30 protein-coding genes are annotated in these 24,708 nt (G+C 64.1%); 14 read left to right on the top strand and 16 right to left on the bottom strand.

Annotated features, from left to right (window positions below):
* The first annotated feature begins 149 nt into the window (after positions 1-149).
* Genes D8M34_RS08420 through D8M34_RS08405 form a run of 4 tightly spaced genes read left to right on the top strand, consistent with a single transcriptional unit; the run spans position 150 to position 6,062 of the window.
* Positions 150-797 carry a TnsA-like heteromeric transposase endonuclease subunit gene (locus D8M34_RS08420; RefSeq protein ID WP_161973051.1) on the top strand — a complete coding sequence of 216 codons (648 nt, stop codon included), beginning with the start codon at positions 150-152 and terminating at the stop codon, positions 795-797.
* On the top strand, positions 797-2,839 hold the full coding sequence (locus D8M34_RS08415; RefSeq protein WP_161973050.1) for a Mu transposase C-terminal domain-containing protein: 2,043 nt from the start codon (positions 797-799) through the stop codon (positions 2,837-2,839). The genes D8M34_RS08420 and D8M34_RS08415 overlap by 1 nt, the downstream gene beginning before the upstream one ends.
* Positions 2,836-3,885 (top strand): TniB family NTP-binding protein, encoded by a 1,050-nt coding sequence (locus D8M34_RS08410; protein ID WP_126893741.1) that lies wholly within the window; start codon positions 2,836-2,838, stop codon positions 3,883-3,885. The genes D8M34_RS08415 and D8M34_RS08410 overlap by 4 nt, the downstream gene beginning before the upstream one ends.
* Positions 3,882-6,062 (top strand): zinc-ribbon domain-containing protein, encoded by a 2,181-nt coding sequence (locus D8M34_RS08405; RefSeq protein WP_126893740.1) that lies wholly within the window; start codon positions 3,882-3,884, stop codon positions 6,060-6,062. The genes D8M34_RS08410 and D8M34_RS08405 overlap by 4 nt, the downstream gene beginning before the upstream one ends.
* Here D8M34_RS08405 and D8M34_RS19765 read toward each other — a convergent pair.
* On the bottom strand, positions 6,025-6,309 hold the full coding sequence (locus tag D8M34_RS19765) for a helix-turn-helix transcriptional regulator (RefSeq protein ID WP_126893739.1): 285 nt from the start codon (positions 6,307-6,309) through the stop codon (positions 6,025-6,027). The genes D8M34_RS08405 and D8M34_RS19765 overlap by 38 nt on opposite strands.
* Positions 6,310-6,566: 257 nt before the next feature.
* On the opposite strand from D8M34_RS19765, the gene D8M34_RS08395 reads away from it, so the two are divergent.
* From D8M34_RS08395 to D8M34_RS08380, 4 genes are all read left to right on the top strand, one after another.
* Positions 6,567-7,004: a hypothetical protein gene (locus tag D8M34_RS08395; RefSeq protein ID WP_126893738.1), complete on the top strand. Its 438-nt coding sequence runs from the start codon at positions 6,567-6,569 to the stop codon at positions 7,002-7,004.
* Positions 7,005-7,039: 35 nt separating this feature from the next.
* On the top strand, positions 7,040-7,390 hold the full coding sequence (locus tag D8M34_RS08390; protein ID WP_126893737.1) for a hypothetical protein: 351 nt from the start codon (positions 7,040-7,042) through the stop codon (positions 7,388-7,390).
* Positions 7,391-7,638: 248 nt separating this feature from the next.
* Complete coding sequence (locus D8M34_RS08385; protein WP_126893736.1) at positions 7,639-9,627, top strand: site-specific DNA-methyltransferase; 1,989 nt, start codon at positions 7,639-7,641, stop codon at positions 9,625-9,627.
* Positions 9,628-9,630: 3 nt separating this feature from the next.
* Positions 9,631-12,195, top strand: a complete 2,565-nt coding sequence (locus D8M34_RS08380; protein WP_126893735.1) for a DEAD/DEAH box helicase — start codon at positions 9,631-9,633, stop codon at positions 12,193-12,195.
* 337 nt (positions 12,196-12,532) lie between these two features.
* Here D8M34_RS08380 and D8M34_RS08375 read toward each other — a convergent pair whose 3' ends face one another.
* Complete coding sequence (locus tag D8M34_RS08375) at positions 12,533-13,498, bottom strand: helix-turn-helix transcriptional regulator (protein WP_126893760.1); 966 nt, start codon at positions 13,496-13,498, stop codon at positions 12,533-12,535.
* A gap of 124 nt (positions 13,499-13,622) precedes the next feature.
* Here D8M34_RS08375 and D8M34_RS08370 point away from each other — a divergent pair, with 124 nt between their 5' ends.
* Complete coding sequence (locus D8M34_RS08370; protein ID WP_126893734.1) at positions 13,623-14,018, top strand: RidA family protein; 396 nt, start codon at positions 13,623-13,625, stop codon at positions 14,016-14,018.
* Positions 14,019-14,092: 74 nt separating this feature from the next.
* Positions 14,093-15,079 carry an IS481 family transposase gene (locus tag D8M34_RS08365; RefSeq protein ID WP_126893733.1) on the top strand — a complete coding sequence of 329 codons (987 nt, stop codon included), beginning with the start codon at positions 14,093-14,095 and terminating at the stop codon, positions 15,077-15,079.
* A 164-nt stretch (positions 15,080-15,243) separates the two neighbouring features.
* Here the strand turns inward: D8M34_RS08365 and D8M34_RS08360 are convergent, their stop codons facing one another.
* Complete coding sequence (locus D8M34_RS08360; RefSeq protein WP_126893732.1) at positions 15,244-15,948, bottom strand: TetR/AcrR family transcriptional regulator C-terminal domain-containing protein; 705 nt, start codon at positions 15,946-15,948, stop codon at positions 15,244-15,246.
* Between the two features lie 209 nt (positions 15,949-16,157).
* On the opposite strand from D8M34_RS08360, the gene D8M34_RS08355 reads away from it, so the two are divergent.
* The 4 genes from D8M34_RS08355 to D8M34_RS08340 all read left to right on the top strand — a co-directional run bounded on the left by D8M34_RS08355 (position 16,158) and on the right by D8M34_RS08340 (position 19,199).
* Positions 16,158-16,823 (top strand): hypothetical protein, encoded by a 666-nt coding sequence (locus D8M34_RS08355; RefSeq protein WP_238695623.1) that lies wholly within the window; start codon positions 16,158-16,160, stop codon positions 16,821-16,823.
* Between the two features lie 64 nt (positions 16,824-16,887).
* The gene (locus D8M34_RS08350; protein ID WP_126893731.1) at positions 16,888-17,694 is read left to right on the top strand and encodes a DUF2382 domain-containing protein; all 807 of its coding nucleotides are present in this window, start codon (positions 16,888-16,890) and stop codon (positions 17,692-17,694) included.
* Between the two features lie 146 nt (positions 17,695-17,840).
* Positions 17,841-18,620, top strand: coding sequence for a mechanosensitive ion channel family protein (locus D8M34_RS08345; RefSeq protein WP_202976259.1), 780 nt, complete (start codon positions 17,841-17,843; stop codon positions 18,618-18,620).
* Positions 18,621-18,806: 186 nt separating this feature from the next.
* Positions 18,807-19,199 (top strand): YsnF/AvaK domain-containing protein, encoded by a 393-nt coding sequence (locus D8M34_RS08340; RefSeq protein WP_126893730.1) that lies wholly within the window; start codon positions 18,807-18,809, stop codon positions 19,197-19,199.
* Positions 19,200-19,306: 107 nt separating this feature from the next.
* On the opposite strand, the gene D8M34_RS08335 is transcribed toward D8M34_RS08340, so the two are convergent.
* From D8M34_RS08335 to D8M34_RS08280, 13 genes are all read right to left on the bottom strand, one after another.
* Positions 19,307-20,248 (bottom strand): diacylglycerol/lipid kinase family protein, encoded by a 942-nt coding sequence (locus tag D8M34_RS08335; protein WP_126893729.1) that lies wholly within the window; start codon positions 20,246-20,248, stop codon positions 19,307-19,309.
* 85 nt (positions 20,249-20,333) lie between these two features.
* On the bottom strand, positions 20,334-20,540 hold the full coding sequence (locus tag D8M34_RS19205; RefSeq protein WP_126893728.1) for a hypothetical protein: 207 nt from the start codon (positions 20,538-20,540) through the stop codon (positions 20,334-20,336).
* Positions 20,541-20,611: 71 nt separating this feature from the next.
* A complete protein-coding gene (locus tag D8M34_RS08325) occupies positions 20,612-20,782 on the bottom strand; it encodes a CsbD family protein (protein WP_126893758.1) in 171 nt (56 codons plus the stop codon).
* A gap of 53 nt (positions 20,783-20,835) precedes the next feature.
* Positions 20,836-21,000, bottom strand: a complete 165-nt coding sequence (locus D8M34_RS19345; protein WP_153245000.1) for a hypothetical protein — start codon at positions 20,998-21,000, stop codon at positions 20,836-20,838.
* A 60-nt stretch (positions 21,001-21,060) separates the two neighbouring features.
* Positions 21,061-21,606: a hypothetical protein gene (locus D8M34_RS08320; protein ID WP_126893727.1), complete on the bottom strand. Its 546-nt coding sequence runs from the start codon at positions 21,604-21,606 to the stop codon at positions 21,061-21,063.
* 41 nt (positions 21,607-21,647) lie between these two features.
* Entirely contained in the window at positions 21,648-21,914 is a 267-nt protein-coding gene (locus D8M34_RS08315) for a GlsB/YeaQ/YmgE family stress response membrane protein (RefSeq protein WP_126893726.1), read from the bottom strand.
* Between the two features lie 31 nt (positions 21,915-21,945).
* Entirely contained in the window at positions 21,946-22,197 is a 252-nt protein-coding gene (locus D8M34_RS08310; protein WP_126893725.1) for a hypothetical protein, read from the bottom strand.
* Between the two features lie 12 nt (positions 22,198-22,209).
* Positions 22,210-22,416 (bottom strand): hypothetical protein, encoded by a 207-nt coding sequence (locus D8M34_RS08305; protein ID WP_126893724.1) that lies wholly within the window; start codon positions 22,414-22,416, stop codon positions 22,210-22,212.
* Positions 22,417-22,445: 29 nt separating this feature from the next.
* Positions 22,446-23,060 carry a hypothetical protein gene (locus D8M34_RS08300; RefSeq protein WP_126893723.1) on the bottom strand — a complete coding sequence of 205 codons (615 nt, stop codon included), beginning with the start codon at positions 23,058-23,060 and terminating at the stop codon, positions 22,446-22,448.
* Entirely contained in the window at positions 23,057-23,641 is a 585-nt protein-coding gene (locus tag D8M34_RS08295; protein ID WP_126893722.1) for a DUF6286 domain-containing protein, read from the bottom strand. The genes D8M34_RS08300 and D8M34_RS08295 overlap by 4 nt, the downstream gene beginning before the upstream one ends.
* Entirely contained in the window at positions 23,638-23,949 is a 312-nt protein-coding gene (locus D8M34_RS08290; protein ID WP_126893721.1) for an NTP pyrophosphohydrolase, read from the bottom strand. The genes D8M34_RS08295 and D8M34_RS08290 overlap by 4 nt, the downstream gene beginning before the upstream one ends.
* A gap of 77 nt (positions 23,950-24,026) precedes the next feature.
* Positions 24,027-24,215 carry a DUF2273 domain-containing protein gene (locus D8M34_RS08285; protein ID WP_058632868.1) on the bottom strand — a complete coding sequence of 63 codons (189 nt, stop codon included), beginning with the start codon at positions 24,213-24,215 and terminating at the stop codon, positions 24,027-24,029.
* Positions 24,212-24,697: an Asp23/Gls24 family envelope stress response protein gene (locus D8M34_RS08280; protein WP_126893720.1), complete on the bottom strand. Its 486-nt coding sequence runs from the start codon at positions 24,695-24,697 to the stop codon at positions 24,212-24,214. The genes D8M34_RS08285 and D8M34_RS08280 overlap by 4 nt, the downstream gene beginning before the upstream one ends.
* Positions 24,698-24,708: the final 11 nt, after the last annotated feature.

The raw sequence follows: 24,708 nt of genomic DNA, 5'->3' as shown, positions 1-24,708 counted from the left end.
CAAAGCCGATCACCCCCCGACGGCGCACGTCGTCTACCGAGCTGCATTGGATCCCTCGCACAGACAATGGCCGGACGACGGCCGGGCTCCAGGAGTGGGCAGTCGTCGATCGAGAGCTCGGCCACAGGGACTGGGCAGGGATCGACCCAATGAGGGTTCGCAAGTCGAAGGGCGTCCGCCATCGATTCACCCCGGCCATGTATTACTGGCAGCGCACTGGATCGCATGTGTGGTGCGAGTCTCAGTTGGAGCGCTGGGAAGTCCTCTGGCTGGACTACAGCGGGCAAGTGGAGCGGCTGTGGTCGCAGCCACTTGCCGTCGCCTTCGGGCATGGCACGAGACTTTCCGGGGACTCGCACATCCCTGACCTCCTGGCCCTATTCACTGACGGAAGCTTCGGGCTTTTCGATGTGCGTCCCGCAGCGCGCATTGATGAACATGCACGAGTCCAGTTCGATGAAACAGCGACGATCTGCGGCGCACTCGGCTGGCGCTACAAGGTGCTCACGGGCCACGACAACCGCGCGACAGCCAACCTCGACTGTCTGTCGGCGTCGCGCCATGATCGGTGCCGACCCGCACCCGCGACAGAGTCCCGGATCCTCGAACTCGCCGCCGGCGGCCGTCCCCGCGGCGAGCTATGCCGAATCATCGCGCCAGACTGCCCACCTCTCGCGTGCGCATGGGTCGACAACATGGCGTGGCGACGCTTGCTCAATCTGGACCTGGCTGCGGTCTTCAGCAGCGAAACCGTCTACACCACTGCAGATTCACTACCTGGACGAAAGGCAGCGTGATGTCTGAGGAGTACAAGCTTCGCCTCGGCGACACCGTCGAGATCGACGGTGAGGTCTGGGTCTGGGAAAGCGTCCGCCGCGGGATCGAGGCTAGGCTCCGTCGCGACGGGACCGCCGACGATTGGCTTAGTCTGTCGATGCCAGAGCTGCTCTCGCACGCCGGCACAGCCCGGCGCGACTCAAACACTCCTCTTCGAAGGATCTCAGGCGACTGGCCGGCCGATGTGCTCGACATGGAGAAGCACCTGCTGGAGGTGTTTCGTGGCGTTCCCATGGATCCGACCGCGACAGCCCCACGTCCGCAGTACGACCTTTCCACGACGACGCAGGAGCAGCGGATCGCATCGAAAATTGAAGAGCTGGCCGGGACAACGCTGGGGAGGTCACGAAAGGGATGGTTCAACTTCTGGAACGACTACCGGTCGGAGGGCGTCGCTGGCGTGGATGCGCGTCTGCATCCGAAAAGCAGGAAGCGGTTGATGATCGCGAAGGCCGATCCGCGCCTGGTGGCCATCATCGACCGCGAACTCGACAGCCGAGTCAACATGTCGACGAGCAGCCGGCGCCATTGCGCCGAGCTCGTTCGGCGGGCCTTGCAGGCCATGTACCCGGGCGACCCGATCTGCGAGATCAAGGGCACGACGCTCCAGGGATACATCAATGAGCGCGACGCCGGCCGATACACCTTCGGAAAGGCAACGAGCCGGCGGACTGCCTCCAATAGCCCCGATCGCGAATACTTTTCGGGCAGCGCGCACAGGCTCGGCCAAGTCTGCGAGATCGACTCGACGAAGCTGGACGTGCAGGTGTGGGATGAGAAAGGCAACATCTTCCGCCCTACGGCGACGGCGCTCTTCTGCGTGGGTAGCAGGGTTCCGCTGGCCTGGGCGATCCACGCTGATTCACCTAACGGCCACGACCACGCACTGCTGCTGGCGCGGGCGATCGTCGGGCGAAGGGCCGTTCCAGGCTCAGCTGCTGCGGCTCTCGCCGGCTCAGCGACGCTGCCCGTCGAGCTAATGAAGAAGATCAACCCCTACCTCGATGATGACTCGCTCGCCGTGCCCTGGATCTTCCCGCACTCGATCACCATCGATGGCGGGGCCGATTTCCGTTCGGCCACGTTTGAGGCAGCGTGCCGTGCGTTCGGGATCAATCTCGTTCTCGCGCCGCCCAACGCTCCGACGGTCAAACCGCACGTGGAGCGCAATTTCGGGACGACCTCTTCGGACTTCGCTACGTGGCTGGCCGGCTCAACCGGCAACGCCGTGCACAACCGAGGAAAGCACGACGCTCCAATCCTCACCCTTGATTCCGTACGACTCGCCTTCGACGTTTGGATCACGACGGTGTTCCTGAACAAGCAGCACGGTGGGCTGAGATCGCCCCTGTTCCCCGGCCGGAAGTGGACGCCAAACCAGATGTACGCGGCGCTTTTCGAAGTCGGCCCGGGCGTTCAGTTGCCCTTCCGCGCAGAGGACTTCTTCGCGCTGCTCCCCAGCGAGCCCCGTGTGATCAGCAAGGAAGGGATCGCATTTAGGAACCGCCTGTACGACTCTCCGCTACTGGCTGATCTGCGCAATCGATCGCTAACGGGCGCTGCGGCCGGTTCACGACAGGCCCGACAGTTCGACATCCGCTACGACCCGCACAACTCGAACGCAGTGTGGGTCGAGCATCCCGAGACGGGGGAATGGATCGAGTGCTGGGACAAACTGATCGACGACCGGGGCGCATGGATGGTTGCCGAAGCCCAGGTGAAGCTGGTCGATCGCTTCGGCACAGGTGAGCCGGGAGAGATCCCGAAGACAGCAGAGTTTCTCGATGAGATCGAGCGGCGCGCGCGGAGTGACAAACGGGCCCGTCAACGGCAGATGCGTGAAGCTGCCGCGAGATCCGCGGGCGACGAAGAGCTGGATGTTCCGCTCGCCGAGCCTGTCCCCATCGAGCTTCGCGATTGGAGCAATCCAATCGACGTCGCCGACATCGACTGGAGTTCGTCAGCGTACGACATCGTCACGGTGAAAGAGATCCGACCATGATCGTCGAACCGCTCGTCCTCCATCACGACACGAAGACAACTCTCCTTGGACTGCGCGAGGCCCTGACAGCCCTTCCTGCTGCTCCGGCCGCCATAACGTTCGCGGAGTACACCGCGCTGACGGCATCCGAACGCAGCCTCTACGACGAGGCGCGCGATGACTACCTGCGGCTGACACTTCGGGTACCGACGCCCGAGCAAGATCTCAGCACCCGGATCCTCGCCAAGCACATCATCTCGAACCCGCGCCGCAAGAACTCCCGCCGAGGCCTCATGGTCTCGGCTCCGATGTTTTACGGCAAGACTGAGCTCGCGCTACTCCTCGCGCGTTCGGTGGAACAGGATCATGCCAAGAAGTTTCCCGACTACGCCGACAACGGCGAGGTGCCCGTCGTGTGGGTAGAAGTGACCGACCACGCGACAGGCAAGGCGCTGCTCAGTCAAATCATCCGGTTCCTCGCTCCGACCATCACTTTGCCGACGCAGATTACGACAGACAACCTCCGGCGACGAGCAGTCGAGTTGCTGCACGTCCATCACACGAAGCTGCTCGTCATCGATGAGGCACACAACCTCGGAGGCAGTGAGCCGTCAAGCGTGATCAAGGCACTGCAGAACGAGTCTTCGGCCACCGTCGTGCTAGTTGGGATCAATCTCGCCAGCGGCAAGGCCTTTGGTTCGGGCGAAGGCCTTCAGGTCACGATGCGGTGCGATCTGGTGGAGCTTCGGAGGGTAGACATCAGGACCGAAGAGGGCATGGCGCTCTGGCGTCGGTGGGTCGCGATTTTCGACCGAAATCTGCCGCTTTGTGAACACATCCCCGGCATGCTCACAAGAAACGCCCCGGCTCTCCATGCCGCCGCAGACGGCCGCCTCTCGGTGCTCGCGATGATCATAGAGCGCCTTATGGCCTCGATTCTCGATGATCCGGAGCGCACGAGTGAGAAGGTGACCCGAGAGCGGTTGTTCGCTGTCTTAGACGGTCTTCGGCAGACCACGAGGATCCGACACAAGGTTCAGATTGGCGATCTCGTGGAGGCCGCGTGACCGACGCCCGGGCGTGGCCCATCCGCCCGAAATGGCACAGATTCGAGACGCCAAAATCGTACGCACAGCGCCAATGCGCGGCCGCGGGCATTCCATTCGATTACGTCGAACGCGGACTGACGACTGAAGCTCGGCCGTACATCTACCGCGTTTGGGTCAACATGGCTGCTGCTGCGAGGACAATCGAGGCCGCAGCCGGGCGTCCCGAAGGCCACTATCTCCGCCTCAAGCGCATAGCTCAGCCCAATCCGACTCAGAGCTACGCTGAACGATTCCTCTGCCGCCTCTGCGCCGCAGGTGAGCGAGTGGAGCAAATTCCCCACGATCGCGAGAACTGGTGTCTAAGGCACCCAGGTCAGCTCGTCTGGGTAGGACCCGGTACCACGCCGGAGACGCAGATCATCGTGCCATTCGACCCCCTAGTGGCGAACGCCGAGCGCACCTTCAGGCGTTTGGTCGCGACTGGCCGCGTTGGCGCTGGATTGCACGCCCGGGTGTGGGAAATGGTGCGCGACAACGCGTGGCTGACCGAACCCGCCGGCTGGAAGGCTGCGCTGATCCAGTGCCTCGACGACCACGAGATCCGTGGACGCGCGGCGTTGTTCGTCGAGACAATCGCCATCTTGACGGCGCTGTCCAACGAGGACGATGTCGCACGGTGGATCTCGCTCCCTCCGGACGAGCTCCGTCCCGCCATTGTCGATGCGTTACCGCCAATGCACGGGTCGATTCAAGTTCTCGTCGAGCGGATTGTGCTGTGGCTTCGCCCCCATCGCCGGGAGGTTCGGGCGACCCGTGTCGATCCACTCATCGTGCCCCTGGACGTCGTCAAAACCGCCACGATCATCGATGCGACTGCCGTCTACCCACTATGGATTCAGCGGCGCCCGCAAGCGATCGCGGAATGGGACTGGGGCCGAAACGATTCTGTTCGCGACCCCTGGGAGCCTTCAGGCACCTCGGTGAAGGCATGGTGGCTGTGCGATTCTGGCCACTCTTGGGAGTCCACTCCATACGTGCGAGCGCAAGCCGGCTGCCCCTACTGCTCCGGTCTGTCCACTTGGCCCGGCCAGACTGACCTCGGCACCCAATTTCCGAATCTAGCCGTGGAATGGGATAAGACTGCTGGCGCAAATGCGGGTGATCCCGACCACGTTGGCCCCGGATCCAACCGCCGCATCACCTGGCTCTGCAGCCGGGGACATCGCTGGATGGCCACCATCAATAACAGAGCGCGGAACGGTTCGGGCTGTCCCTATTGTTGCGGCAGTCGCGCCACTCCGGGCGAGACCGACCTCGCCACGCTGCATCCCGACCTCGCGGCCGAGTGGGATCACGAGCGCAACGGCAAGCTGACGCCGAGCGCCATCGGTGCGCGCACAATGAAGCGGGTTTGGTGGGCCGGTCGGTGCGGCCATAGCTGGCAAGCAGCAATCGCCAACCGAGTGAATGGCACAGGCTGCCCCTACTGCATTGGCAAGCGCGCCCTCCCGGGCGTTACCGACCTCGCCACTCTTCGACCTGATCTCGCCGCTCAATGGCACAGCAGCAACGACCTGAGTCCTGAACAGGTCCGCCCCAATGCCGGAAAGAAGGTGCTTTGGCAGTGCGAAGACGGGCATGTATGGGAGGCTGCGGTCTACGCCCGCTCTGGTGCCGGTCAAGGATGTCCGTACTGCTCCGGTCATCGCGTCATGGCCGGCGAAACAGATCTCGCCACGCTTCACCCGGAGATCGCTCACGAGTGGGATGAGTCGAACATGTTTGGCCCGCAGGATGTGACCCCGGGTTCGGACCGTCGCGCGAAGTGGAGGTGCGCGAAAGGTCACGTCTGGGAGGCGATCATCTCGAGCAGAACGGGGCGACGGCCCGCTGGGTGCCCTGTGTGCAAGGGAACTCATGCCGTCTCAGGTGTGAACGACCTGTTGACATTGCGACCGGATCTCGCCGCAGAGTGGGATGGCAGCAACGCCGGTTCGCCCGGCCGCGTCAAGGTCACGTCGAATCGCAAGGTCAGGTGGCGCTGCACGAACGGGCACATCTGGGAAGCGCCCGTCGCGAGTCGATGCGGGGGCGATGGCTGCCCCGCGTGCCAAACGGCCGTTCCCATCAGTGGTGCGCGGATCGAAGCAGCGCCCTTCAGCGACTCCGCAGGTCCGGGACGTCGCCGGGGATGAGATCTTCGACGACAACGCCCAGCACCTGCGAGATCGCCAAGACCGTGCGCAAGGTCGGGTTCGCCGGGCGTCCGGGCCGCGACTCGCCCTTCTCATACTTCTGGTAGGTGTAGCGGGTGAGCCCTGCGCGATATGCCACCTGTTCTTGGCTGAGCCCGGCACCCTCGCGAGCGCGTCGAAGCGCTGTGGCCAACCGCTGAGCGTAGGCAGCCCATTCGCTGTCAGCGATGTCGTCTCCGTGGCCCACCTCCTCAGGGTCCCGATCCCGCCGTATCGGTATGGCCTATTCCGTATGGCATAATTTCGGAGGCCATACGAAACAATCAACGCCCCATCGGACTCCTCCGCTTCCTTGCACGTGTGCTGCCCAGCCCGATGACTGCCGGTCGCGTCTCGGGCGAGGCCCGTGCAGCGACCGCGAATGTGACTGCGGCCATGGCATCCGACTCGTACCCCATCTGGTGGAGAGGCATCGAAGTACCACCGCCTGCAGAGTGGACCTACATGTTCGAGTCCTTCACGGGCGACGACACAGGCGACGATTGGGCGCTGGCTGCGGCGATCTTCATCGCGCAGACGCGGCGCCGCACCAACCTCGGTCCGACGTTCGCGGAACTGTTCACGCACCTCATGCCGGACAGCCATGGCCTACCTGCACCCTTTCGTCGAGAGATGGAGTTCATCGAGCGGCGGCGCGCTGTCGCTGCTTTCCGAGGTCACGTCACCATCGACTGGCGCCGGCGGGGACTCATCAGCTTCGACAAGGGCATCACACGGAGCTTGCGGGTCGGGCGCGCGTTCCGCGAACGATCGCGGCTCCGACAACTGGCACGTCTTGCAGGGATGCCGAGGCTTGAGAACGGAATGTCGGACCCCGCGACTATGAACGGATGCGAACGCGTGGAACGGCCCATCGCAGACCCTCGATCGAAAGGTGAGTGATCGGAACGATGGAACAGAGCGAGTATCCACCCGACATGCAGCGCTTGATCGACCGCATCGCGCCGGGATGGCCCCCGATCCTCGACGTCAGCCCCGGCTGGTACCCGCTGCTGGCGCGACTCGACGCCAACCTGAGCACGATCGCACCGGGATACGTCCTACAGCAGTGCAAGTCGAAGTTCGGTTCGCTGTCGTTCTACGCCGCACCGTCTGACGACCTCAGCGAGTACAGCGAACAATTCAACGAGGCGATCCGCGCTGCCGAATGGGAGAGCATCGAGACCTGTGAGGTGTGCGGGGCTCCTGGCGCTCAGTACGTCATCAACTTGTGGGTTTCCGTGCTATGCCCCGAGCACCACCGGGTGGAGCGCCGTAGCGTGGTGTAGTCGCCGGTGGCCTCGCTTCGTCGCTGACGTGGGCGCGGTCACCGCGACATCCGCAACGACGACTTTACCCGCGCATACGCCAACGGACGCACCCAGCAAGGACGCGCCCGACGTGAGATCATCCGCTGCCTCAAGGGCGACAAAGCCCGCGACCTCTGCCGACGCCTCGAACACCCCGCTTGACACCCATAGGAGCGTCGGCGCGCTAGGCAACTCGGGCGCTCATGAGGGCCGGTACGGTATAACTCGTGGCCCACGTCGACAACCTCATCGAGCGAATCTCCGATCCTCACCTCAGGGCACAGATCGCCGAAGAGGTGGCCAAGTTAGTCGAGCGTAAGGACTTCGGTCTCGTCTTTCAGCGCCACCTTCCGGAGGACCTTGAGGTTCCCGGAACCAAGCCACGGCGCGGCGACATCGTGCGACTTCGCGCCGATGCCGACAAGCAGAACTACGTCGTACTCTCGACCAGGGGCGGTACAGCATCAGTCATTGCAGTGGACGCCGCGAAGCAGACGATCGAAGGAAGCGAACCCGCCACGCTCTCGTACGACGAGCTCGTCGTTGTTAAAGACTTCAGCGTGCCGATCTATCCGGGCTTGGAGGCCCTCGGCGCGATCGATCGAGGCGGCGACAGGCCGACGCAAGTCGTCATCCAGGGCGAGAACTACTACGCGCTTGAGACCCTCCTATACACCCACGAGGGCAAGGTCGACCTGATCTACATCGATCCGCCGTACAACACGGGGTCGGATGACTGGATCTACAACGACCGATTCGTAGTCAATATTGACGCCTATCGGCACTCGAAGTGGTTGTCGTTCATGGAGCGGAGGCTGTGGCACGCGAAGCGACTGCTTAAGCCGACAGGCGTTCTCATCGTGGCCATCGGCGACGATGAACACCACCGCCTCCGGATGCTTCTGGACGACATCTTCGGAGAGGTGAACTTCATAGCCAACATTGCTTGGCAGGGCGGCGTGTCTGCACTCGCAAAACACACCGGCGGCGGCATGGACTACATGCTCATCTACGGCGCCGACGCGTCACGAGTGCCGCGCTTCCAGGACCCCAAGCCACTCGCCCCCGAGATGATCGCGCTCGTCTCGGAATCGATCGGTGCAGGCAAGACTCCCAACGAAGCGCAGCGGGAGTTGGCTGCATTCATTAAGGGCAAGCGAAGCGAGATGTCGATCGGACTCGCCCGATTCAACAAGGTTGACGAGCTTGGACGCATCTATCTCGAAGGCGATCTGGCAAACTCGCTGCCGCGCCCCAATCTGCGATATCCCATTACCAACCCGCAGACAGGCAGGACGTACGACCCCCCGCCGAACGGATGGGCCGTCGGCCGGGCCACCATGGACCGCCTCATCGAGGAGCAGATGGTGGTGTTTGGGAGCGGCAACGTTCCGGCCCGCAAGCGTCTGCTTTCGGATCACATGACGGCCCTACCCGCACCGTCCTTCGTGCGTGATCGAAGGGCATCTACTCTTCACCTCCAGAGCATCTTGGGCGACAAGCGATTCCCCAATCCCAAGGACCACGAGGTTCTGATGCGGTGGATCCGAATGACTTGTCCGGCCGACGGTTGCGTCGTCGATTTCTTCGCAGGCTCTGGAACAACTGCCGAAGCTGTGATGAGACTGAACGCTCAGGATGGTGGCACTCGGCGGTCGATTTCCATCACCAACAATGAGCTCTCGTCAAAGACGGCCACATCGCTACGCGCGGCAGGCTACCGCCCAGGCGACGACGAGTGGGAGTCTCAGGGCGTGTTCGAGCGTGTCACACGACGGCGAATTGAGACAGTGGTCACCGGTGTTCGTGCTGACGGATCCATCTTCTCCGACGGCCTCAACGAGAACGTTGCCTTCTACAGATTGACCTACGAAGACGAAAACCTTATCGCTCTTGGGCGACGGTTCGAAGCCGTGGCGCCGCTCCTGTGGTTGAAGGCAGGGGGCGTCGGGCCAGTCGTCTGGCGACGCGATGAAGGGCTGTGGGCGCTTCCGAGCGGTGCACGCTATGGGGTGTTGTTCGCTCCTGCACAGGCGAAGGCCTTTGCTGAGTCGATCGCCGTCCACGACTGCGATCTGCGTCACCTATTCGTGGTGACCGACTCCGAGAGCGAGTTCCAGGAGGCGATGGCCTACCTACCACAGGAACTCCGACTGGACACCACGAGGCTCTACTCCGACTACTTGCACTCCTTCGAGATCAATGGGAAGGGCTGAGCCGTGAAGTTCCACCTCCTCGACTTTCAACGCACTGCGTCGGAGGCGCTGATCACGGAAATCAAGAAGGCACAAGCGCGCTACGACAACGACTCAGAGCTTCTCGGCGCGGTCGTGCTGGAAGCTGCTACGGGAGCCGGGAAGACTGTGATCGCCACGTCGGTCATCGAGCAGCTGATCTTCGGGTCTGACTTTACGGATCCCATCGACGGAACCACCGTCCTGTGGGTGACGAACGACCCGAGCCTGAACGCCCAGACTGCACGCAAGATGCAGGAGGCCAGCGAGAAGATCAGCGACATTCGCCTTATCGGGCAGGGCGCCTCGTTTGACGAGGAGTACTTCGAGGCGGGCGCTATCTACTTCCTCAACACACAGGCTGCCTCTGCGTCTGCGCGCATCACCAAACGGTCCGACAATCAGCGATACACGATCTGGGAAACGATCGCGAACACCGTGCAATTGCGCGGGAGCCGCTTCCTGGTGGTCGTCGACGAGGCGCACTACGGGGTGACGGAGAAGCCGGGCGGCTCGCCGACCGTAGTGAACAAGATCATAAACGGTGAGGTACCGATCCCCGTGTTCATCGGGATCTCGGCCACCGCGCAGCGGCTGAACAAGGCACTCGAGCAGCAGAACCGGTTCCGGAAGAACTACGTCGTCCCGATCGAGAAGGTCCGTGACTCCGGGCTTGTCAAGGACCGGATCGTGCTGGCGCCGGCAGCTGCGCAGGGCGAGGTCACAGCGGACACGACCTTCGTTCGTCTGGCGGTGCAGAAGACACTCGAGTTCGAACAGCGGTGGGCGTCCTACGCGGAGCAGCAAGGGGAAGCCGCGGTGAAGCCGGCGCTCGTCGTTCAGCTCCCCGATGAACGTTCCGACGATGGCGAGTTCCTCGAGCTCGTGCGAGCAGTGATTGACGCCATCACCCAGGAGTGGCCCGGGCTCGTCGCGTCGAACATCGTGCACACCTTCGCCGAACGTGCCCCTATCGACCTCGGACCGCATAGGGCGGTTCGCTACATGCCCCCACAGGACATCCAGGACGCAACTCACGTGCGCGTCGTGCTGGCGAAGAATGCAATCACCACCGGCTGGGATTGCCCCCGCGCGGAAGTGCTCGTCTCGCTCCGCGCGTCGGTCGATTACACCCCAATCGCTCAACTGATCGGCCGGATCGTCCGTCAGCCGCTCGCCAGAAGGATCGCGTCCGACGAATCGCTGAACCGAGTCCAGGCTTACCTCCCGCGATTCGACCGCAAAACCGTCATGCAGGTCGTCGGCCAGTTCGCCGGAGGCGAGGCGGGCGCGACCGCGGAGATGGTACGTCTGACCCTCGACTACAGCGCACCAAGCGGGATGGAAGCGGCACTCAAGGTGCTCGCCGGACTGCCCACCTACACGGTTCCGTCCCAGTCCTCGACGCCGGACGTGCGGCGTCTCCATGCGCTGGCAACGCTCCTCGAGAACGATGGCATCCGTCCGAATGCGGCTTCCCACGCAGCGGCATTCCTCAACGGAAAGCTCGATGACGAGGCGGGGAAGCTCGCTGCCTCCGGCGAGCTCGGGCCAAAGCGAGAGTCCGTGTCGAGTGCATCAGTATTCGAGCTGCTGACGTCGATCGACGGGTCCGTGATCGATGGGGAGCGAATCGTGACGGGAACCCGCCTCGATGCCAAGAACATCGACGATGTCTTCAAGCGAGCGAGTCGTGCGCTCAAAGACGGTACAGCCGAGTCCTATTGGGCACACCTCGTAGAGAAGGATCCGGACGAGGACCCAATTGAGGCGAAGATCACGGTCGCTGCTCTTGCATTGACGGAGCACGTAGTGGACAACGTCGAGGCTGCCGCCGCATCACTCGTGACTGACTGGTTCAAGCAGCATGCAAAGGCGATCTCGCTTCTCCCCGAGGCTGACTGGTCCCGCTATGCACGGATCCAGGCGGAAGCAAGGGAGCCGGCGCAGTGCCCCGGCATCATCACCGATGGCACGATCGAGGATGCCGTCTCGATACGGATGGACCCCGACTCGTCCGACGACCAACTCCGTGCCAACATCCGCGACGACCAGGCGAACCGCTGGCCAAAGCACGTCTACCAAGACGCAGATGGCCACTACTGGAAGAAGCCATCCGCAACCGACGGGCTCGAACGCAAGGTTCTGGGCACTGAGCTCGACGAACCGACCCTCGTGGCTTGGTACCGAAACCCCACAGGAGGCGATCGCGCCCTCTGCATCCCTTACCGCGACAGTGGGACGGGCTCGTGGGCACGCCTGTTCCCTGACTTCGTCACTTTCCACGAGGTCGGAGGCGGCATCCAGCCGGCGATCATCGATCCCCACGGCATCCAACTCGAAGATTGGTCAGACAAGCTGCGCGGCTATCTCGACTATGCCGACAACCACGCTGCCGCCTATCGCGCGATCTGGCCAATCACTCAGATCGACGGGAAGACGTTACTCCTCTCGATCCACGACATCGCGACACGCAGCGTCGTGCGTTCCGCTCTCGACGCCGGCGAAAGCGTCGAAGCGATCTTCCGGATGCACGGAATCGCGTACTGACCAACCCCGATTAGCCCTAGGGGTCGCCTTCCCCAAGTTCGACATCAGATGTCGACCGGAAGCGCTGCTGCGGAAGCACGCCACTCTGGGTCTGCAGCTCGTCTTTAATGTCTGCGACGAGGAGTCGCGACACGAATCGTAGAAGGCGCGGAACCCGTCAACGTCGTGTGGCAATGTGGGCGACAGCGCGTTGGCTTTGAGGACGGCTGTGTACTCATCTGCTCCGGGATAGTGGTCAACGACCCCCGTGTCCGGTGCCGCGTCGGACGCGACTAGATGTACTGACCGGAGACGTTGATCGAACAAGATGCCTTGGGTTGTCAAACGAATGAGGCGATCACGACCGATATAGAGCGGCGATTTCTCGTGCTCGCTCAGAGATGGCCTCTCGGAGGGCATCAGGTGCGATGACTTGGGCATCAGTGCCTACCTGCCAGACTGCCCAAACGGCATGCCTGAGGTCCTCGAACGTGACATCGAGCCTGACCCAGCCGTCTGCTTCGGGTTCCTCGGCGCGGAGTGCTCGCGCGGTGTTCAGCAGCTCGTCCCGGCGTGCCGGTGCGACCCTGACGAGCACAGGGATGTGGTTCTCGGAAAGGAACTGAGCGCTGCGCTCAGCCCAAATACGGTCGAGGTCGACCTGGGCGGGACGTTCCGCTGGTTCGCGGAGCTCTTCGGCGGTCAGCATGCGGGACAGCCGGTAGGTGCGGTCCTCACAGGACTTGGCCGCGAGAAGATACGTCCGATCGCGGACGGTGACCAGGCCGATCGGGTCGACGGTGTGGGAGCGAGGCGGCTTGCCGGGGGCTGCGTAGTCGAAGCGGAGCTTGTGCCCGGTGAGCACGGCATGGCGGACTTCGCTCATCACCCCGTCCGCCATCTCTTCGGAGACCAGTCGCCGTGAGAGCAAGTCGGTCTGGGGCTCGACCAGGAACCGCCGGGCGGCGGCGTCCAGGTTCGCTCGGTGGCCTTCGGGGAGCGCGTCGACCACCTTGCGCATCGCGGATGCGAGCGGTGCGCTGAGGCCGAAGACCTTCTCGCCGCGGCTGGATCCGGCGGTGAGCAGCGCGAGCGCTTCGTCGTGATTCAGGCCGGTCAGCTCGGTGCGGAAGCCTGCGAGCAGGGAGAACCCGCCGCGTCGGCCGCGGTCGACGTACACGGGGACGCTGGCCGTGGACAGGGCCTCGATGTCGCGCAGTACCGTGCGCGTGGACACCTCGAGCTCACGGGCAAGTTCGCCTGCTGTCATTCGACCTCGTTGGCGCAGCAGCAGCACCAGGGAGACCAACCGATCCGCACGCACAGTTCCATTCTCGCCAGAAAACATGACACAAGGTGTCGTGATTCATTGAAAGGCTGTTTGAGCAGGTATCGAAGCAGCGGCCATCCAGCCGCGTGCGCCTGCAGTCGCATCGATTGGAGCATTTATGGAACGAACAGCTATCAACCCCGTCACGTGGTCGCAAGAGCTGGGGTTCAACCAAGGCGAAGTCGTATCCGGGGAGTCGCGGACGCTGTACATCTCTGGGCAGACCGCGATGAGCGCCGACGGCCGGCCCCAGCACGACGAGGACATCGCGGCCCAGTTCGCACTGGCTGTGGACAACCTCGAAGCCGTGCTCACCGAGGCGGGCATGTCACTGGCGAATCTGATCCGCCTCAACGTCTACACCACCGACGTGGACGCGCTGTTCCCGCACTACGGCATCCTCGCCGGTCGGCTCGGAGCCGCCGGGGTCGCGCCGACGACCACGATGCTCGAGGTCACCCGTCTCGCGATCCCCGGCCAGATGATCGAACTCGAAGGAACCGCGGTCGCGTAACGGCCTTGACTCCACCCATCTAGAGAAGGCCAGTGGCAAGACACCACTGGCCTTCTTCGCTTCTAAGGAGCATCGTGTCCCACGCGAACGCAGCACTCACTCCACGTCATCGTCTCAAAGTCGCCCGGCTCGTCGTCGATGACGGCTGGCCGATCGGCGAGGTCGCCGCCCGCTTTCAAGTCGCCTGGCCTACCGTGAAGCGGTGGGCCGATCGCTACCTGGCCGGTGAGTCTATGCACGACCGCTCGTCACGACCGAAGAGTTCACCGAACAAGACGAACAAAGCAGTCACGAAGCGATGCGTGAGTCTTCGGATGAGGTTGCGAGAGGGGCCGGTTCAGCTCGCCGTCCGGCTGGGGGTTGCACCGTCGACCGTGCACCGCATCCTCACCAGCGCACGCTTGAACAGATTGTCGTACGTCGACCGGGCGACAGGCGAGCCGATTCGCCGATATGAGCATGCCCACCCTGGGTCGCTCGTCCACGTGGACGTGAAGAAGCTGGGAAACATCCCCGATGGCGGCGGGTGGCGCTACGTCGGCCGCCGCCAAGGCGAGAGGAACCGTGCCGCCACGCCCGACAAACCGCGCAGCAAGTGGCACAACCCCAAGCTCGGGTACGCGTATGTGCACACCGTTCTCGACGACCACTCCCGTGTCGCGTACACCGAAATTCGAGACGACGAGACCGCAGCCACCGCCGTTGATGTGCTCCACCGCGCCGTGGAGTGGTTCACCAACCGCGGGGTCATAGTCGAGCGAGTCCTGTCCGATAACGGCGGTGCCTACCGGTCGCATCTTTGGCGCGACGCATGCGAGGAATTGTCGATCACTCCCCAGCGCACACGCCCCTACCGGCCACAGACGAACGGTAAAGTCGAGCGCTTCCACCGGACCATGGCTGACGGATGGGCCTACGCCCGCTGCTACCAGTCAGAGCAGCAACGCCGAGAAGCACTCAAGGAATGGCTGCACCACTACAACCAGCACCGGCCCCACACAGCGTGCGGCAACCAGCCACCCTTCACGCGATTGATCAACGTCCCCGATCAGTACAGCTAGCCATTGTTAGTTGAGCTTGACAGGTTCGGGGTCATGAAACACGAACCGTAAGGACATCGAGGGATATTGGATCGGGTCGCTCCAAAAAACGTATGTGGTGGAGCGTCGCGTCGGGCCCTGCTTTGAGCCGTCAGCCGCGTTGGATGGCGGGCAGCTCGCGGGGGTTACTGGGAGAGTTCGCGGTCGAGCCGGTCAAGGAGTACCTCGAGGGACACTTCGAATTCTTCCTCACTGCGGTCTTCGCTCAGTAGGGAGCGGAGCCGTTTCACTTCGGGCGCGTTGTCGAGGGAGAGGTTCCCGTCGCGGTGCGGGATGCTCGCGTCGCCCTCGTCGAGTGGTTCTTCGACCGGTCCGGTTTGGGCTCCGCGGACTGACGATTCCAGGAGGAGTTGTCCGAGGAGGAAGCTGCTGAAGGATCGGTAGGCGCTTACTGCTTGCGCGTCGGTGAACCCGTCCTCGATCAGTGCGCTGAGGAACGTGTTGACGACCTCGATGCTGCGCAGCGGGGGGCGAAGCCACGGCGCCGCGGGATGCCGAGTGGCGACTAGGGGGAAGGCGAGCGGGTGGTCGCTGGCGATGCGGCGCACCTCGTGGGCGACCAGCTGCAAGAACGCTTGCCAGTGCTGCCCCTCTTCTCTTTCCAACGCTGCGGTGAGGTCGCTCATCAATAGCGCCACGACACCCTCGAGAAGGTCTTCCTTGCCATGTACGTACCGGTACAGCGACATCGCTTCCACATCGAGCTGTTGCCCCAGCGCCCGCATCGACAGTCCGTGGGCCCCGGAGCGGTCGATCAGCTCGAGGGCGCTCCTCACGATCAGATCGCGGCTCAGGCGAGGGGATGACGACCCTGCGGTTCCCTTACTCATGCGCGTACCTCCGTGTCAATACTCCCCTGAAAAGAGACCAGCAACGTCAGCATTATCGACGGAGTGCAACTTACGGTGTACGCTCAGACCAGGCTTACAGCGTAAATACGCCTAGGGCGGTCCCTACTGGTCTGCGAGGTCTTGGGTTGCCCGCAGACCTGCCGCTCCCGCCCCTGCACGCTGTGGGCGTACCTGAACGAGGAGACCCGATGCCAGACAATCGCACACCCAATTCCTTTGACCGCCCCGAACCGATTCCGACCTCTCGCGCGTCCGGGACGGCCGCGCACACCGTGACAGGTGGCGACACCACCCGAGAGCAGGTGCTGGCGCGGGAGAAGGAGCAGTTCGGTGGGATGAAGTTCGGTTCCGCGTTCTTCGGCTGGCTGACCGCCACCGGGACAGCGGTGATCCTGACCGCTCTGCTCGCGGCGACCGGCACCGCGATCGGTCTGGGAAACCAGGTCGATCCGAACCAGGCCGCCGACGCTGCCGCGGACAACGCCGCCACCGTCGGCATCGTCGGGTCCATCGTCTTGGCGGTCATCCTGCTGGTCGCGTATTTCTGCGGCGGGTACGTTGCGGGGCGGATGGCACGCTTCGACGGTGTGAAGCAGGGCGTTGCGGTGTGGCTGTGGGCGATCATCATCGCCGTTATCCTTGCGATCGTCACCGCGGTCGCAGGCGCCCAGTTCAACATTCTGGGCAATCTGAACAGCTTCCCCCGCATCCCGGTCAACGAGGGCGCCCTGACGGCCGGGAGCATCATCACCGCCGTTATCGCGGCCCTCGTCGCCCTCGCCGGCGCCATCCTGGGCGGCCTTACCGGGATGCGCTACCACCGCCGCGTCGATCAAGCCGGCCTCGGCCGCTAACACCCTCGTCTCCATCCATCACTGATGTCCCGGGCGCCCGTCCCGGGGGAAGAGGGAACCAGACATGATCGACACCAACAACCTCAACGACCTCATCGGCGCCGACGTGTACGGATCCGATGACCAAAAGATCGGCTCCGTCGGACAGGTCTACGTCGACGCGGAGGCACAGACTCCCACCTGGGTCACCATCAAGACCGGCCTGTTCGGCACCTCCGAAACCTTCGCCCCCCTGGATGACGCCTCCTTCGACGGCAACGAGGTCCGTGTCTCGTACACGAAGGACAAGGTCAAGGACGCCCCGCGGATCTCCAGCGACGGCAACATCAGCCACGAAGAAGAAGACGCCCTGTACGCCTACTACGGCAACAGCGCCCCCACCACCACCTCGGACGCGCCCCTGTACGACCAGGATGCTGACCCCGGCGCCGGAACCCGAGAGTCGCGCGAGTCGACCGAGGGCTACGACGTGTCCGGTCCGACCACCGATGACGCGATGACCCGCTCCGAGGAGCAGCTGCACGTCGGCACCGAAAAGGTGGAAACCGGACGCGCCCGGCTGCGCAAGCACATCGTCACCGAGCAGGTCACCAAGACCGTCCCGGTCAGCCATGAGGAAGTCACCGTCACCCGGGAAGCCATCACCGACGCCAACATCGGCGACGCGATGGCGGGCGGGGAGCTCACTTCTGAGGAGCATGAAGTCGTCCTCACCGGTGAACGTGTCGTCACCAGCAAGGAAACCGTCCCCGTCGAGCGCGTCAGCCTCGGCACAGAGACGGTCACCGAGCAGCAGCAGGTCACCGCAGATTTGTCTCACGAAGAGATCGAACTCGTCGACCCGGATACAGACGGTCGTCCTTCGCAGTAGACCACCCTGTCGTGCCGGTCAGTTCAGAGCGGGCTCCTGACCGGCACGACTTCACACCCTGAGCCCGCCCGAAGAAATGCAGTCCACTCCTGACCCCTCGAGCCCACTCGGTGTGTCAACCACCTATCTGAAAGAGAGTCATCCTCGTGAATTTCCCTGAAATCCTGCAGAACGCATTGACGGTCATCGTCACATTCGTCCCGATGTTCCTGTTGTTCCTGCTGATCCTGATCGTCGGTCTGATCGTGGCCAAGCTCATCTCGAAGGGGCTGGAGAAGCTCCTCGAGAAGGTGGGCTTCGATCGACTCGTCGAGCGCGGCGGCATCAAGAGGGCACTGTCGAAGTCGAAGCTCGACGCCTCTGACATCGTGGCGAAGATCGTCTACTACACCCTGGTGCTGTTCGTGCTGCAGTTCGCGTTCGGAGTCTTCGGACCGAACCCCGTCAGCGATCTGCTCGCCGGCATCATCGCGTTCCTGCCCAAGATCATCGTCGCGATCATCATCATCGTCATCACCGCCGCGATTGCCGCCGGCGCGAAGGGTCTCATTCAGAACACCCTCAGCGGGCTGTCCTACGGGAAGATCCTCGGCAACATCGTCGCGATCTTCATCCTGTTCCTCGGTGTCACCGCCGCGCTGAACCAGATCGAGGTCGCCACCACGGTCACCACCCCGATCCTCATCGCGGTGCTCGCGATCATCGCCGGGGTGATCATCGTCGGTGCCGGTGGCGGACTGATCAAGCCCATGCAGCAGCGGTGGGAAGCGATGCTGACCAAGGCGGAGGAAGAGGCCCCGAAGATTCAGCAGGAGGCCAAGAACGCGCCCAGCATCACCGAGCAGGCCAAGCAGGCCAAGGATCAGGTCCAGAACGCGACCCGCTCCCAGCAGTCGCAGCGGCCTCCGCTGCCGCCGCGCGCCTAACCCTCTACCGCACGACACTGTGAGGCTGGTCCCGCTCCAGCGGGACCAGCCTCACCCCCCTCGATAGGACCCTTTGCTGATGCGCACGCTGCTCCGCTTCCTCCCCATCCTTCTGCCCCTCGTGCTGAAATTCGTCCGCTCGCGCCGCGCAGGTGGCGCCTCCGGCGCATCATCCCGTCGTCCCTGATGAACGCCCCCACTGAAGACACGGCCGGCATGGTGCGGCATGAGGAGCACCTACACGTCCATATCGAAACCATCCCGCGCGAGGTGGTGCACGTCGAGAAAGTGATCGTCACCGAGCAGCGCACCCTCACAGTTGAGGTGCGGCGGGAGGAGTTACGGATCACCCGCACACCCATCTCCTCGAACAACTCCCCAGACCTGCTGGCCGCCCCACGGACTCGGACACGGCCACCGATCGTGATGATCCTGAGGGAAGAGCGGCCCGTCATCTCTCTGGCGGTGATCCCGGTGGAGAAGGTGACCGTGGACGTCAGGGTGGACACGACCGATCACCATCTCAGCGAGTCGCTGCACCACGAACACATCGACGTGCGACACCCGCCCGCCACCTGACCCGCCCGGGGGCCTGGGCGGGTCAGGTGTAGGTCGGGACCCCGATCCGGTCAGGATTCTCCCCCGCCGCCGCACTCGGGTGTCTGTGCGATGGGCGAGGGCGTGGGTTAGCGGATGTGGAGGGCGGCCGGCTGCACAGTCACGGTGAACGCGTGCGTATCACCGATCTGCTCCCCGTCGATCTCGAACGGGCGCGGCTCGGGGAGGGTCACTTCGAGCTTGCGGGCGCGGGCGTGGGTGACCGTGTGGGTGCTGGTGGTCTCCTCACTGTTGCCGATGAGGCGTTTCAGACCGTTGTCCCACAGCATCGTCTTGAGCGTTCCCGCCCATTGCACGATCCCTTCCGCGCTGAGCAGCAGGTAGTCCAGTTCCCCGTCGGACGGGTCCGCGTCAGGCAGCAGGGTGAACCCACCCTGCAGGGTGCCGCAGTTGGCGATCAGCAGGGTATGGCCCTCTTCGTCGCGGGTGGGCTGGTCATCGGCGGTGATGTGAAACGGCACGATATCGCTGGCGGACAGCGCACGGCCGAGAGATTCCACATAGGCCAGCCAGCCGACTTTGTCTTTAAGGTCGTCGTTGGTTTCGTCGATCATGTGCGCGTCGATCCCGAAACCGACCATCACCACGAACCCGTGTCGCTCGTGCCCCGCAGCGAGGTCCACGTCCACCCACCCGATATCCACCGGACGGGCCTGCCCGGTGAGTGCCCGGGCGAACGCGGCCGGCACATCGTTCAAAGGGATGTCGAGGTTGCGGGCCAGTAAATTCCCTGTTCCCAGGGGCACGATTCCCATCTCTAGGGAGGTGTCGATTCCGGCGAGGTGTTCGGCGACGGCGCGTACCGTGCCATCTCCGCCGGCAACCACCACCAGATCGGGATTCCATTCAACGGCCCGGCCGGTAGCGCCCCCGCCTGGGTCGTCCTCGGTGGTTTCCCACCAGAAAACCTCAGGTGTGGGGGCGTCGGTGAGGGCGGCGTGAAGGCCCTCGGTGAGGGTGTCCTGGTCGGTTTTGGAAGGGTTCCACACGATCGCCAGGCGACGCGTCATCGAGCACTCCTCTATGCGGACGACCGAGCGAGGGGCGGGACGCAAGATCGCATCCTCACCCCTCTCGTGCGGCCCGGGTGGTTGCCTATTCGGCGTGTTCGTCTTCTTCGGGTTCGAAGGTGGACGAGGTGCCCGTGTGGCCGGCGGCGACGCCGCCGGGGTGGTTAGGGATGGTGCCATCCGCACCGAGCCCGTCGGGCTTTGTGGTGCCCTCTGGGTCGTGGGTGGGCACTTCCACGTCCGGTCCCTCGAGCGAGTTCTCGTCCGAGAGTGGCTTGTCGTGGTCGGTCATGATCTGCTCCTTCGCAGGCGAGCGGGGGTGGGGTGTGGGAGGAAGGGAGCACCTTTCTCCCACGGGACGTATTACTTGACTTCGTCCTTGACGTTCTCCACGCCCTTTTTCACCTTCGCGTCGGCCTGGTCAGCGATACCCTCGGCAGCGAGCTTGTCGTTGTCGGTGGCGTTGCCGATCTTCTCCTTGGCCTTCCCGGTGGCGTCCTGGGCGGCGTTCTTGATCTTGTCGTCGAGTCCCATGAGCGGGTCTCCCTTCTTCTCGCGAGCTCGCGCCGCGGGTGCGGCGTGAGTGGTCACTTCTCGTCAGTGTCGATGACGGCGTCTTCTGCGGCGGCCATCGCCGCAGCCCCCTCTTCAGGCGATTCGGACCCGGCAGCGGCAGCGGTGTTGTCGTCCGTGGCGTCGTCGTGATCCTCGGATGCTTTTGAGCTGTTCTTGTCGTGCGATGCGTCGTGCATGCGTTCTCCTGACGAGGCGCTGTGCTATAGCCGAGGGCGGCGGATCCGCCGAGGCCGGGATTAGCGGTGGGTGAGGCGTCGCAGCAGCCCGACGACGGGTCGCTGCTGCTCACCCTGCTGCGCGCCGAGCACGATGAGTGCGCCGGTGAGGGCGGGCAGCACCCACTGCAGGACCTTCTGCTGACGCTGCACCGCGATCAGCTCGTCCGGCGCGTCCGGGTTCGGTTCGGTGACTCCTTCGCCGCCCGCATCAGCGTGCTTGCTGATCTTCGTGCCAAGGATCCCGGCATACAACGTGGCGGCGGCCGCGGCGATCGTAAGGACGAGTTTCACTTTCGTGTTGGTCCGCGCCTCGGGCTGGGATGCCAGCCTGCTCTTGTTCCCGAGGATCAGCCCGGCCCCGCCGGTGCCGTGCACGAGGATCGCGGCCAGCTGTACTGGCGCCCACCGCGCCCACCCGATCGAGGAAAGCCGGAGCCGTTCGGCGGGGTCGTGTGCTTTCGCCGTCGCCCCGTTCAACCCGACTGCGCCCATCAGGGTTCCACCGAACCAGGCGGCAAGTCCGAGGTCGTGCATCGAGCGTACGAGCGTGTTGCGTCCAGCCATGGTGGCGTCCTATCTGTAGACGGTGCTGAATCGGGTGAGGGTCAGGCTTTGGACTTGCGTCCGACGATGAGGCCGTAGATGAGCAGGACGAGGATCGATCCGCCGATGGCGAGCAACCAGGTCTGCAGAGAGAAGAAGTCCTGCAGGGGGGCGTTGAAGATCAGCCCGCCCAGCCAGCCCCCGAGGAAGGCTCCGACCACACCGAGGAGCAGGGTGGTCAGCCAGCCGCCGCCCTGTTTGCCGGGGAGGATGAGTTTTGCCAGCGCGCCGGCGATAAGGCCGAGGAGCAGAAAGCCGAGGAATCCCATGATGTGTCCTTCGTGTAGGTGGTGGGGGTAGTTAGTTGCGGCGGGTGAGGGTGGTGATCAGGGCGAGGAGGCCAGCGAGGGAGAGGAGGCCGATGGTGACCGTCCGGGTGGGGTTGTGCGCGTACGTGTCCCGCACCCAGCCGACCCCCGCCGCCACACCCTGCTGTGCCCGATCTACAGCTGCCGAAATGGCGGCGCTGATTTCTGCGGTCGTGGAGCCGACTGCTTCCGATGCTCGTTCCCCACTGTTGTAGTCGGGGTCGTTCTCGTCGTGGGTACTCATGGTTGTGCCTGCCTACTTGTTGAGCGCGCGAGTGAGCTTCCGGCTGCCTCGCCTACTTGTTGCGCGGGTTGTGCGGCGTGCGGAGCGCACCCCGGGGCTGTTCCACGCCTTCTTCGCGTTCTTTTTGATGGTGCGGTAGCGGCTGCGTCCGGCGCGCGCGCCGAAGGTGTACGCGCCGAACGCGATCGCCGCGACAAGCAGGATGCGTAGATAGGGCATCGGTGGTTCTCCTTTCCGGGGAGCCGAGGTCAGGCGAGGCGGCGTTCGTCGTGCGCGAGTTTGGCGCGCAGTCCGGAGTGCACGGAGATGTAGGTGGGGGTGTCTTTGCCGGTCAGGGTGGCGAGGTTGGTGACCAACTGGTCCACGTCCTTCACGACTTGCCGGGGCGAGGTGTTCTGCCTCGGGGTGACGCTGATGTGCATCACCGGCTGCTTGCGGATGTCGTTGGCGGTGACGGAGGAGAACAGGATTTCGTCCCGTTGAGTGAGGGAGTGTTTCAGCGCGTCCGAGACGAAGGATTCCTGCACCGTGACCCGTCCCAAAGAGGACTGGGACCCAGTGGACCGCAACACCGTGTGCGTGCGGCCCCCGCCGATGCGGGTGAGGGCGACGATCAGCAAGACCACCAGGAACACGATCAGTGCAAGCGCGGCGATCGCGATCCAGCTGACAGCGGTCGCGCCGATCCGAGTCTGGTCCACGGCGTCCTGCAGCCAGGATTGTCCGGCTTCGGTCGCTCCTGTCCAGTACTCGGTCGCGGTGGGCCAGGCGATGATGGTGATCAGCACCGCACCGATAGCGAGAAGGAGGAGTCCGATTAGGAACAGGAGAATCCTGTTCAGTGCACGGTTGGTGCGATTCATTGCTCATCCTCGTTCTGTTTCGGGCGCTCCACACGAACCCGAGGTTTCAGCGTCGGGGTGAGCTCGTAGGTGTCCAGCTCGGTCTGCACGATGGACTTCAGCGGGGCTTCGTCCAGCGGGACGCCGAAGCCGGGTCGGAGGGTGACATCGACGGTGCGGTGGGACACGCCGACGGTGATGTCCTCTCGGGATAGCCCGGTCTCCTCGCTGAGGTGCCGCGCGACCGACGAGGCGATCACCCCGTTATCGACCAGGACGGCCCGATCCCCGAACCGCATCTGGTGCTTGGGGAGGCGCCCGGGGGCAAGGGCGAAGAACAGGAACACCAACCCGATGACCGCCAGCACCGCACCGGCGAGGACGATGATCCACCCGGGTCGTTCGGTGGGCAGCCCGATCAGGAAGCGTGCTTGCGCGTCTGGAGCCAGAAGCAGCGCCGGCTGGGCGAGGAGGGACAGGACGATCTCCGTGCCCAGGTAGGCGAGCACCAGGATCATCAGCGCCGCGGCGATAACCATCGCGACGGTGCGGGGGGAATGGGATTCCCGGCGCAGCACACGCCGGAGTGCGGGGGTACTCATCGGACTCGTTTCTGCTCGGCGATCACGGCGCCTGTGATGGTGACGTTCACCCGGGTGACCTCGCGGCCGGTGATTCGTCCGATGCGGTCGCGCAGCTGCTCCTGGATGCCCGCGACCCGCTGCAGCACCGGGGGGCCAGCGGCGATCGCGGCCGTGTCCTCAAGGTTCGGGATCGGGAGGGGGGTACGGATGGTGACCGCCATCCCACCGCGCGCCTCGGCGACGTCAATGTTCACGTCGCTACGGTCCACCTTCAGGGTGGTCGCGGCGGTTTCTTCGGCGATCTTGACCAGGACGCGCTCTTTCACGGTGATCCGCCCCGGGGCCGCCCCGGCGGCGACCCGCTGGGGGTCTCCGCCGGGGTGACCGGCTCCTGCCGCGACCATTACGAGGTGCGCCGGCCGGAGAACGCGTTCGCGAGGCCGCGGACGTCGAGCTTGCCCGACACGACTCGGCCCACGAGCGCACCGATCCCCATGAACAAGGCGACCAGGAGGAATCCCCAGAACCCGAACAGCAGGATCGACACGGCAAGGATGACGCCCAGCAGGGCGCCGGTCACGGTCGGGCTCATGAGACGCGCGACTCTTCCTCGTTCTTGTCGTCCGAGGGCAGGTGCACGTCGTTGACCTCGACGTTGACCTCGACGACCTCGAGTCCGACCAGCGAGCTGATCGCGCCGGCGACTGCGGCGCGGACATTGGAGGCGACGTCCTGCACGGGCATCGGGTACTCCACGACGATGGTGATGTCGGCGGCGGCCTGGGTCTCGCCGACCTCGACCTTGACGCCCTGGGCCTTGTCGTCCGCGTTCACGACGTTACGGATCGCGCCGAGCGCGCGGGCTCCGCCGCCACCGAGCGCGTACACGCCGGGAACCTCACGGGCAGCGATACCGGCAACCTTGGCCACCACACCGTCGGCGATGGTGGTGGTGCCGGCGGCGGACTCGTCACCGGCCGGGCGGGGAGCGAAGGAACGGTCGACCCGGGAACCGGTGGCCGGCTTGGGCGCGGCGGGAGTGGTGGGAGCAGCGGGGTTCAGGTCTTCAGCCATGGGAATCCTCT

Origin of the sequence: Microbacterium sp. HSID17254, assembly GCF_003989315.1 — a bacterium.
GTDB lineage: Bacteria > Actinomycetota > Actinomycetes > Actinomycetales > Microbacteriaceae > Microbacterium.
The sequence above is the reverse complement of the archived record's forward strand: the minus strand, read 5'-3'. Positions and strand labels throughout refer to the sequence as shown.